General features: G+C 69.3%; 3 protein-coding genes and 3 pseudogenes. 1 reads left to right on the forward strand and 5 read right to left on the reverse strand.

The features are described 5' to 3' along the window. The coding region (locus tag AC2W7M_RS12240) for a TonB-dependent receptor domain-containing protein (protein ID WP_486132597.1) at positions 1-3007 on the forward strand (3007 nt) is incomplete at its 5' end. Positions 3008-3070: 63 nt separating this feature from the next. Here the strand turns inward: AC2W7M_RS12240 and AC2W7M_RS12245 are convergent. From AC2W7M_RS12245 to AC2W7M_RS12265, 5 genes and pseudogenes are all read right to left on the reverse strand, one after another. Then, on the reverse strand, positions 3071-4837 hold the full coding sequence (locus tag AC2W7M_RS12245; RefSeq protein ID WP_486132598.1) for a SulP family inorganic anion transporter: 1767 nt from the start codon (positions 4835-4837) through the stop codon (positions 3071-3073). Then, a pseudogene (locus AC2W7M_RS12250) lies at positions 4837-5777 on the reverse strand (dimethyl sulfoxide reductase anchor subunit family protein). The gene AC2W7M_RS12245 and the pseudogene AC2W7M_RS12250 overlap by 1 nt, the downstream one beginning before the upstream one ends. Before the next feature lie 14 nt (positions 5778-5791). Continuing rightward, positions 5792-6526 (reverse strand): 4Fe-4S dicluster domain-containing protein, encoded by a 735-nt coding sequence (locus AC2W7M_RS12255; protein WP_486132599.1) that lies wholly within the window; start codon positions 6524-6526, stop codon positions 5792-5794. Then, positions 6523-9445: pseudogene (locus AC2W7M_RS12260) on the reverse strand (molybdopterin oxidoreductase family protein). The gene AC2W7M_RS12255 and the pseudogene AC2W7M_RS12260 overlap by 4 nt, the downstream one beginning before the upstream one ends. Before the next feature lie 426 nt (positions 9446-9871). Continuing rightward, positions 9872-10396, reverse strand: a pseudogene (locus AC2W7M_RS12265) (nitroreductase family protein); the annotation flags it as partial. Between the last annotated feature and the right edge of the window lie 152 nt (positions 10397-10548).

Here is a 10548-nt window from a genome sequence, read left to right on the forward strand (position 1 = left end):
CGCCGCGCTGGTGAGCGCGGCGGACGAGGGCGGCGCCGCGTCCGCAGACGGAACCATCGCGCTCGACACGCTCCAGGTGGGCGGCTTCGGAGGGGCGGCCGACCGGCCGTTCGAGACGCCGGGCACGACCAACTTCATCTCCGGACAAGACCTGGAGCGCTTCCCGGGCCTGACCTCGGGCTCCATGTTCCAGGGCACGCCCGGCGTGATCTCCGGCTCGAACACCAATGGCGCGGCCATCGACCCCAACATCCGCGGCCTCCAGGGCATGAACCGCGTCGCCACCACCATCGACGGCTCGCAGCAGTCCACGTCGAGCTATCGCGGCTACCAGGGCGTCGACAACCGCACCTATGTGGACCCGGACATGATCGCCGGCATCACCGTGACCAAGGGACCGGACGGCGCGGTGGGCGGGGCCATCGGCGGCACCATCGCCATGGAGACGCTGGGTGTCGCCGACATCCTCAAGCCGGGCGACAGCTATGGCGTGAGGTTCAAGGCGGGCCTCAATTCCAACGGCGTCGCGCCGGTGCTCGACCAGACCGACCCGAGCCGCGGCCAGTCCGATGCCGGCAACGGCAACATCAGCGCCGCCCTCGCCGTGACGCAGCAGAACATCGATCTCGTCGCCGCCTTCGTCCGGCGCACCAGCGGCAACTATTTCGCCGGCACCCAGGGCGATCTCGAAACGGTCGGTCCGGACGGCCAGTCCCAGCGTTTGTCCGATTACGGTTACGGCCAGCAGGTGTTCAACACCTCGGAGGACGTCACCTCCGCGCTCCTCAAGGCGACCCTGCGGCCCGCGGACGGGCACGAACTGACGCTCGGCTACATGCACTACGGCAACACATTCGGCGAAGTGACGGCGAGCGCCATCAGCGTCGGCAACATCACGCGGCAGATCCCGCTCAGCTCGGTCGCGGTGGATCAGCTCACGGCCCGCTACCACTACAAGCCGGAGGGCAACGACCTCGTCGACTTCAGGGTCAATGCCTATGCCTCCAACGTCAACGAGGACACCTACTACACGGTCTATGCGGAGTCCCTGCTGGTGCCGCAGACGTCGCAGAATGCGGGCATCGAGGCGTCCAACACGTCGCGCTTCACTGTTGCCGACACGCCGCTCGCGCTGCGCTATGGCGGCTCCTACCGCTATGAGCGCGCCGAGGCGGGCGGCCTCCTGCCGCTGTTCGACGTGGGCGCGGGAGCACTGCCCGCCAACGGCCAGCTCCAGGTGGCGACCCTGTTCGGCAAGGCGAAGTGGGAGCCGACCCGCTGGCTCACGCTCGAGGCGGGCCTCGAATACATCAATTACGACAGCGCCTTCCTCGGCACGGAAGACTGGTCCTACACCGGTCCCGAATTCACCGGCTATTCCGGCAGCGGCGTGAGCCCCAGCGCCAGCGTGACGCTGACGCCGCTGCCCGGCTGGCAGATCTACGCCCAGTACCAGAGCGGCATCCGCCCCCTGAGCGTGCGCGAGACCAGCCAGGTGCGCGGCGATCAGGTGTTCAACCCGGACCTGCTGCCGGAAGAGGCGCGCAATTTCGAGGTGGGCACCAATGTGCTGCGGAGCGACCTCTTCCAGCCCGGCGATAAGGCCCGCCTGAAGCTCGCCTATTTCGACAACAACACCGACAATTATGTCGGCCGGACCTATGAACTCGCCCGCATGTCGTTCTTCAACTACGACTATGTGCAGTTCAAGGGCTTCGAGCTTTCGGGCGGGTACGACGTCAAATGGGGCTTCCTGGATTTCGGATTCAACTATTATACCGGCTTCAAGGCCTGCCTCGACGACGGGGAATGCTTCGACTACACGCTGCAGGCGGACTACCTCACCAATCAGGTGCCGCCGCGCTTCACCGCCTCGGTGACGGCGGGCCTGCGGCTGTTCGACGACAAGGTCACGGTGGGCGGGCGCCTGACCTATATGGGCCAGCGCCTCGCGCCGCTGGTGGAGGACCCCACCTATTTCTGGGTGACGAAGGTCTGGGCGCCCTACACGGTGGTGGACGCCTTCGCGCAGTGGAAGATCAACGACACGCTCACCCTCGACGTGAGCGCGCAGAACCTCCTCGACGCCTATTATGTGGACGCCATCAACAACACCGACATGCCGGCGCCCGGCCGCACCATCCGCGCCACGCTGACCGCCAAGCACGGCGGGAGCGAGAGCCTGTCCTGGCTGCCGTTCGGCCGGCCCGCCTCGGCGCGCAACATGCCCTGGAGCGGCTTCTATCTCGGGGCCTATGCCGCATACGGCTTCGGCGCCATCGACGGCGTCACGGCGACGGCCGACGGCGCCTACGACAAGATCGCCGCCTCGGAATCCGCCGATCGCGCGCTCGCCAATGTCCTCGGCGGCGGGCAGGCGGGCTACAACTACCAGTTCTCGAACGGCTTCGTCGTGGGCGTTGAGGCGGACGTGGCATCCCTGCGCCTCGCCGATCATCAGGACGTGTTCTCGACCGAATCGCCGACGCTGATCGAGCGGCGGCGCCTTGGGGCCCACATCGACTATTCCTTCGACTGGCTCGCCACCGTGCGCGGCCGCGCCGGCTTCGCGTTCGACCGCCTGTTCGCCTACGGCACCGGCGGCGTCGCCTTCCTGAAGGAGGTGGAGGCGCGCACCCAGTATCGCGCAACGACGGCCGGCAGCACCTATCCGGCCGGTCACACCACCGAGCCCATCTTCACCGAGACAACGGACGCAACGCGCACCGGCTATGTGTTCGGCGCGGGCGCCGAATACGCCTTCGCCGACAACTGGTCGCTCAAGCTCGAATACCTGTTCGCCGGCTTCGGTGCCGAGGATTTCGAGTTCGAGGACGCCCGCGCCGGCGTCTCCAAGCCCTATTCGGTGACGACGCGCTGCTTGCGGAACAATTACACGCCCCCCTGTCCGGGCGGGCGGATCGTCATCATCACCACAAATTATCCCGGCAGTTCGGAGACCGTGAACGGGCGCGCGCCTCCAACTCTGCCGACCTGCAGCTCCTGAAGGTCGGCGTGAACTACCGCTTTTGAGGGCAGGGCGACCCGCCCGGCGCTCCGGCCCGCTGCGTCAGGTGCCTGCGCCTGCCGCAGGAGGGCGGACCGTGCCGCATTCGCGGAAGGCGCGCACCGCGCAGGTGGCGCAGATGTCGGGGTCGAGCCGGGGGTGGATGGCGGCGAGCGCCTCGGCCTTCGACTCGAACAGGTGGTCGCGCCCCAGATGCTCCTCGAAGCCGGTGCGCCGCCACAGCGCCCGCACGTCCGGGCGGGGCTGGTGGAAATAGAGGTCGCCGCCGATCTGGCGGCGGGTGAACACCTCATGCTCCCACACGTCGGAGCCGGCGAGGTCGATGAAGTTCATGCTCTTCACCATCACCAGCATGTGCTTCTGCCCGCCGGCGCGCATCTCGTAGAGGCGGCGGGTGATGTAGCCGGCGGCGCCGAAATAGACCGAGCCCTCGATGCGCACCAGCTTGAGCTGCGGGCATTCGCGCCCCGCCCCGCCGATCTCCTCCACCGGCTTGAAGGTGCGCCGCTCGGCGCCGGGGTCGGGAGCCAGGGTGCGCACCGCCGGGTGGGCGGTGCGGTTGAGATAGAGCAGCAGCGACAGGGCGCTGCCGATGATGATCGCCTGCTGGAACGGCAGGAACAGCATGCCGCCGAAGGTCACGAGCGCGACGCCGAGATCGGCGCGGTGGTGCCGCGCCAGCCGGCGGAAGCCGCCCACGTCCACCAGCCCGTAGGCGATATAGACCAGCAGCGCGCCGATGGCCGCCATGGGCAGCCGCTCCAGCAGCGGGCGGGATACGAAGGCGAGCGCCACCAGGAACACCGACGACAGCACCGCCGCCATCGGCGTCTTCGCGCCGGCCAGATAGTTCGGCAGCGAGCGGTTCAGCGAGCCGCACGAGACGTAGGAAGAGAAGAAGCTGCCGGCGATGTTGGACAGGCCCTGTCCGACGAACTCGCGGTCCACGTCCAGGTGCTGGCCCGAGCGCTGGGCGATGGCCTTGGCGATGGACACCGACTGGCCCAGCGCGACGATGGAGAGCGCGCCGGCGATGGAGATGAATTGCGGCAGCATGGCCGGCTCGATCCACGGCAGCGAGAAGGGCGGCAGCACCGAGGGGATGTCGCCGATGCGCGCCACCTTCTGCCAGGCGGGAAAGAGCGCGAGCAGTTCGGCCATGCCGAAGCCGGCCACGATGCCCATCAGCATGTAGGGCAGGCGGCGCGAGACCTTCGCCAGCGCGAAGCTGACCAGCAGCGTGGTGGCGCCGACGAGGCAGGCGCTCAGGTTGATCTGGTCGAGGTGCGCGCCAAGCTTGGTGAGAAGGCCGATGACGCCGCCGCCGGCCTCGATGGCGATGCCGAGGAAATCGGGCAGGGCATAGAGGCCGATGAGGATGGCGGCGCCGCTGGTGAAGCCGATCAGCACCGCCGGCGAGATGAAGTCGGCCACCCAGCCGAGCTTGAATCCGCCCACCGCCAGCTGCATCAGGCCGACCAGCGCCGTCACCGCGAGCGCGAAGGCGATGTACTGCGCCGATCCCGGAATGGCGAGCGGGCTCAGGGCCGCGAACAGCGCCAGAGAATTGGCGTTGGTGGGGCCGGAGACCACGTGGCGGCTCGACCCGAACACCGCCGCGACGATGCACGGCACCACGGCGGTGTAGATGCCGTATTCCGGCGGCAGGCCGGCGAGGGTGCCGAAGGCGATGCCCTGGGGCAGGGAGAGCACGGCACCCAGCAGTCCGGCCAGCACGTCGGCCCGCAGTGTCGCCCCGGTGAGGGGGAAATTCAGCAGCGGGACCTTGCCGGCCGAAAGGAACGCCATCAGGAGCGCCCGTAATAGAGGGTTACGGTGTGCTTGGCTTCGGCGAAGAACAGCCAGCGCTCGACCATCAGTCCCGCAAGCTGGCTCGCCGCCGCCAGCACCGAGACGAACGCCGCCGCCGGGCCGCCGCGCAGCAGAAGGGCGACCACCAGCAGCGCGCCGGGCAGCGCGAAGGCGAGGATCACGGCGATCATCCGCAGCCGGGCGGCGTGCTTGCGCGCCACGCGGTATCCCATCTCCTTCAGGAGATAATTGTCCTCGGTGTGCGGCCATTCCACCGAGCGCACGGTGCCGCCCTTGAGGCCGGTGGCGGAATTCAGCGTCGCCGGCATGCCGAGCGCGTCATTGTGGCGCCAGACGGCCACCTTGAGCGCCCAGGCGAGCGCGGTGAAGACGAGCGCGGCGGCCAGCCACGGCACCGAGGCGCGGCCGAACACCTGCATCAGCGCGTTCAGGAGCACGAGGCCGCTGGTGGCGGCGAACAGGAGGTAGGACGGCAGCGTGAAGCGGCTGTGCCACTGGGCGATCGGCTTCAGCGAGGCATAGATCATCGCCGTGGAGCACACGGTGACGACGGCGCACGCCGCCGCCAGGAGGCCGCAGAGGGCGATCCAGACGCCGGACTGTCCCAGCACCGCCCATCCGAGCGCCAGCAGGCCGGCCGGCACGAAGGTGACGACCGCCGCCACGCCCTCGCGCGAGAGCCAGGAGGAGCGCCACTGCGAGAAGGCGCGCCATGCCCGCTCCGGCCGGCCGAGATGGCCGGTGGACGAGAGCAGCCCGCCGCCGATCAGCGCGAAGGCGAGGCCGAAGCTCACGAGCCCCGGCACCAGCGCCGGCGGCGCGGCGCCCGTGGCGCCAGCAGCCCGAGCAAAGCGAGCAAGCCATAGCCCGCGCCGGTGGCGGTGGTGAAGACGATGACGGAATAAGCGGGATGCATGGCTCGGCCCGTCCTCAGCGCGACAGCACGCGGTCGACCCAGCCGAAGAAGCCGCCGGCATCGCCGACGCTCTCCAGCGCGGGGGCCGCCACCTTCGGGCCGCGGCCGGTATTGGCGCGCGGCGGCAGATAGCGGTTGGTGGGGGCGTAGCCCAATTCCGGCATCAGCTCGGTGCCGCCGCGGGCGGCCACCAGCTGCGAGACGGGAGACGTGGCATCGCCAAGGTCGCCGAAGTGGCGCGCGCCGGAGGGGCAGGCGGCGACGCAGGCCGGCACCCGGTCCTCTTCCTTGAGGTTCTCGTTGTAGATGCGGTCGACGCACAGCGTGCACTTCTTCATCACGCCCACGTCCACGTCGAACTCGCGAGCGCCGTAGGGGCAGGCCCAGCTGCACAGCTTGCAGCCGATGCACTTGTCCTCGTCCACCAGCACGATGCCGTCCGAGGTGCGCTTGTAGGAGGCGCCGGTGGGGCAGACGGTGACGCAGGCCGGTGTCTCGCAATGCAGGCACGAGCGCGGGAAGTGCACCGTGCGGCTCGCGCCGTCGACCTCATGCTCATAGGTGTGGACGCGGTTGAACCACACGCCGTCCACCGAGCCGCCATAGGGGTCGCGGTCGGTGAGCGGGGCCATGTGGCCGCCGGTGTTCCACTCCTTGCAGGAGGTGACGCACGCCTGGCAGCCGACGCAGGTGTCGAGGTCGATGACGAGGCCGAGGCTCTTCTCGGTCTTGGTGGGCAGGCAGGTCATCGCGCCGCCTCCTTGAACTGGGCGCCGAAGCGGAGCACGTCGGGCGCGCTCTGGAGATTGGGCGGCAGAGGCAGCCGGGCGAATTGCGGCTCGGTGAAGCCGGCTTCCTCGGGCGCGCACTTGCGCAGCCGCACCCGGAGGTCGAACCAGGCCGCCTGGCCGGTGATGGGGTCGGAGTTGGAATAGCGCTTGCCGTTCACGTCCGGCGGCAAGAGGTCGCCGATGGCGTGGTTCAGCAGGAAGCCGCGATTGCTCTCGGCCGCGTCGTCCTTCAGCGCCCAGGCGCCGCGGCGCTTGCCGATGGCGTTCCAGGTCCACACGGTCGCCTTCTCCACCCCGTCCACGAGGCGGATCTGGCCCTTCACCTTGCCGTTGATGCTCTCGATCCACACCCAGTCGTCGTCGGCGAGGCCGAGTTCGGCGCGAGCTCGCGGTGCACGAACAGCCGGTTCTGGCTGGTGATCTGGCGCAGCCACGCATTCTGCGAGCCCCAGGAATGGTACATGTGCATGGGGCGCTGGGTGAGCGCGTGGATCGGATAGTCGGCGGTGGCGATGGCCGCCTCCTCCAGCGGCGCATACCAGAAGGGCAGGGGATCGAAATAGGCCTCGATGCGGGCGCGATCGCCTTCCGGCGGCACCACCGGCCCGTGCCCGCGCGCGGCGAGGCGGAAGCGCTGGAGCGGCTCGGAATAGAGCTGGAACACGATCGGGTCGGCCTTGGGCACGAAGCCCATATGCACGGCGAAATCGAGGTAGGAGCGGTTCGCCATCTTGTAATAGCGCTGGTCCGGCGACAGCTCGTGGTGCCAGAAGCCGCCATTCTCGATGTAGCGGTCGAGCTGGCCCTCATTGGTCTCGCCGCGGCCGATCTTCTCGCCCTGCTTGCCGCGCCACCCCGCGAGCGGGCCGATGCCGGGCGCGCGCTCGTGGTGGACGATGTAGTCGGCATAGTCCTTGTACTTGGCCGCGCCGTCGTCGTTCACGAAGCCCGGCAGACCGAGCCGCGCGCCGAGCTCGATCAGCACGCTCTGGAACGGGCGCACGTCGCGGTCCGGCGTGACGACGGGGTGGCGGATGGCGTCGCCCGGCCCGTCCGCATGGCTGATGGGGCGGTCGAGCAGGCTGATGCAGTCGTGCCGCTCCAGATAGGTGGTGTCCGGCAGCACCAGGTCCGCATAGGGCACGGTCTCGGAGAAATAGGCGTCGGAATAGATGATGAAGGGGATGCGGTAGTCGCCGCTCTCGTCCTTGTCGGTCAGCATGGCGATGGTCTCGTCGGTATTCATCGACGAGTTCCAGGCCATGTTGGCCATGTACATCATCAGCGTGTCGATCTTGTACGGGTCGCCCTTCCACGCATTGCGGATCACCATGTGCATCATGCCGTGGGCGGCGAGCGGCGCGTCCCAGGAATAGGCCTTGTCGATGCGCACCGGGCCGCCGTCCGCGTCCACCAGCAGGTCCTCGGGGCCGGAGACGAAGCCGAGCGGCATGCCGGCGAGCGGCGTCATGGGCTTGCCGCCGTCCTTGCCGGCGGGCTTGGGGCCGGGCGGGATCGGCTTCGGGAACGGCGGCTTGAAGCGCCAGCCGCCGGGCACGTCCACCGAGCCCAGCAGCACCTGCAGCACATGGATCGCGCGGCAGGTCTGGAAGCCGTTGGAATGGGCCGAGATGCCGCGCATGGCGTGCATGGCGATGGGCCGGCCGGTCATGGTCTCGTGGCGCCGGCCGGCGGTGTCGGTCCAGGCGACCGGCAGTTCGATCGCCTGCTCGAAGGCCACATGGGCGAGCTCGGCGGCGATGCGGCGGATGGTGTCCGCCGGCACGCCGCAGCGCTCGGCGGCCGCCTCGGGGGAATAAGACGGGTCGAGATAGCGCTCGGCGAACACCTGGAACACGGGGGTCGCGGTGCGCCCCGCCACCTCGAACGTGCCCGACAAAGCCGGGCTGAGGTCGGGATCGTCGGCGGGCTTCGGGCCGCCGGTCGCCTTGTCGAAGGCAGGATGCGGCCTTCCGCGTCGCGCAGGAGGAGGCCGTCCTCCGCCGTGCCGGGCGCCTTGATGACCAGCGCCGGGGCGTTGGTGTGGCGCGCGAGATAGGGCACGTCGATCTTCCCGGCGCGCAGCAGCTCGTGGATCAGCGCCATCACGAACAGGCCGTCCGTGCCGGGACGGATGCCCACCCACTCGTCGGCGATGGCGTTGTAGCCGGTGCGCGCCGGATTGACCGAGACGAACTTCGCCCCGCGCGCCTTCAATTTGCCGAGGCCGATCTTGATGGGGTTGGAATCGTGGTCCTCGGCAACGCCGAAGAGGAGGAAGTACTTGGCGTGCTCCCAGTCCGGCTCGCCGAACTCCCAGAACGCCCCGCCAACCGTATAGAGCCCGCCCACCGCCATGTTGACCGAGCAGAAGCCGCCATGGGCGGCGAAATTGGGGGTGCCGAACTTCGAGGCCCACCAGCCGGTGAGCGACTGGGACTGGTCGCGCCCGGTGAAGAAGGCGAGTCTCTTGGGATCGGTGGCGCGGATGTTGCCGAGCCGTTCCGCGGCGATGGCGAGTGCCTCCTCCCACTCGATCTCGCGGAACTCGCCGGAGCCGCGCTCGCCGGTGCGCAGCAGCGGCTTCTTCAGCCGCGCCGGGCTGTAGTGCTGCATGATGCCGGCGCTGCCCTTGCCGCACAGCACGCCGCGATTGACCGGGTGGTCCTTGTTGCCGTTGATGTAGCGCACCTTGCCGTCGCGCAGATGCACCTCGATGCCGCAGCGGCAGGCGCACATGTAGCAGGTGGTCTTGGCCACCTGGTCGCCGATCTTCGGCGAGGTCTCCACATGGTCCGGCTCGGCGGGCGCGTGGGGATAAGGGAGGGGCTGCTGCGTGGGCGCGGAATTCGCCCCTCGATAACCGTTCTGCATCATGTGAAATAGATCGGACCCCGCCGCGCGCGGGTCCAATAGATGTTTTAGATCAATTCCATCTTGCAATGAGATTGATCGCGCCCGTCTGCCGGCGCCAGCGCCGGTCAGCGCAGGGGGAAACCCATCTCCTGCAGGATGCCGGCGAGCCGGTCGCGCCCGCTGAGCGCACCAGCGCCGCGCACCCGGTTGAGCGCGGTGGCGGTCCAGCCCACCTGCGCCATGCCCTCCGCCTTCTGGAAGGCGGTGGAGGGCGTCGTCATAGTCCGCGACCGCGCGCGCGGGCAGGCTCGGGTCGTAGCGCTCGCGGTGGAGCACCAGGGGCTGCGGCAGGCGCGGCTTCACGCGCGCCGGGCGGGCGGGGTCGGGATGACCGACGCACAGGCCGAACACCGCCATCACATGCGGCGGCAGGCCGAGCAGATCGCCCACCTCCCGCGGCCGGTTGCGCAGCGCGCCGATATAGCAGCTGCCGAGACCGAGCGATTCCAGCGCCACCACCGCATTCTGCGCCGCCAGCGCCGCGTCGATCACGCCCACCAGCAGCATCTCCAGATAATCGAGCCCCTCGGTGGGCGCGCTTTGGCGCCGGCCAAGTTCGGCGAGCCGCGCGAGGTCGGCGAGCCACACCATCACCAGCGGCGCTTGCGCCACGTGCGCCTGGCCGCCCGCCAGCTCCGACAAAGCGCGCCGGGTCTCGGCCCGCTCCACCGCGATCACGCTGAACACCTGGAGGTTCGAGGAGGAGGCGGCGGACTGGGCGGCGGCGGCCAGCGTCTCGACCGTGCCGGGCGGCAGGTGACGATCGGTGAAGGCGCGCACGGTGCGGTGGGCGAGAAGGCCGGCGATGACGGCGTTCAGCCGCACGCCGGCCGGGCCGCCGGCGGCGCCGTAGCGCGCTTCGAGCAGGGACGCCGTGTCGGCGGACGCGGGATCGGCGCTAAAGATGGTCACGGCACGGCTCCTTGCCGCTGGAAGAGGTACGGTCGCGGGCGACGGCCGGACCGTGCGGGTCAATAGCGGGCCGCGCCACCCGGCAAGGCTACCGCGCCCGGACGCTCTGCCAAAGGGCGGGCGCCCGCGGCATGGCGCGTGCCGGCCGTCCG

This window comes from Xanthobacter sp. BG11Y11_SDJG, assembly GCF_057364445.1.

Bases quoted from the DNA above. Each gene is read 5' to 3' on its own strand.
- AC2W7M_RS12245 (WP_486132598.1), bottom strand. From the start codon at position 4,837: ATGGCGTTCCTTTCGGCCGGCAAGGTCCCGCTGCTGAATTTCCCCCTC.
- AC2W7M_RS12255 (WP_486132599.1), bottom strand. From the start codon at position 6,526: ATGACCTGCCTGCCCACCAAGACCGAGAAGAGCCTCGGCCTCGTCATC.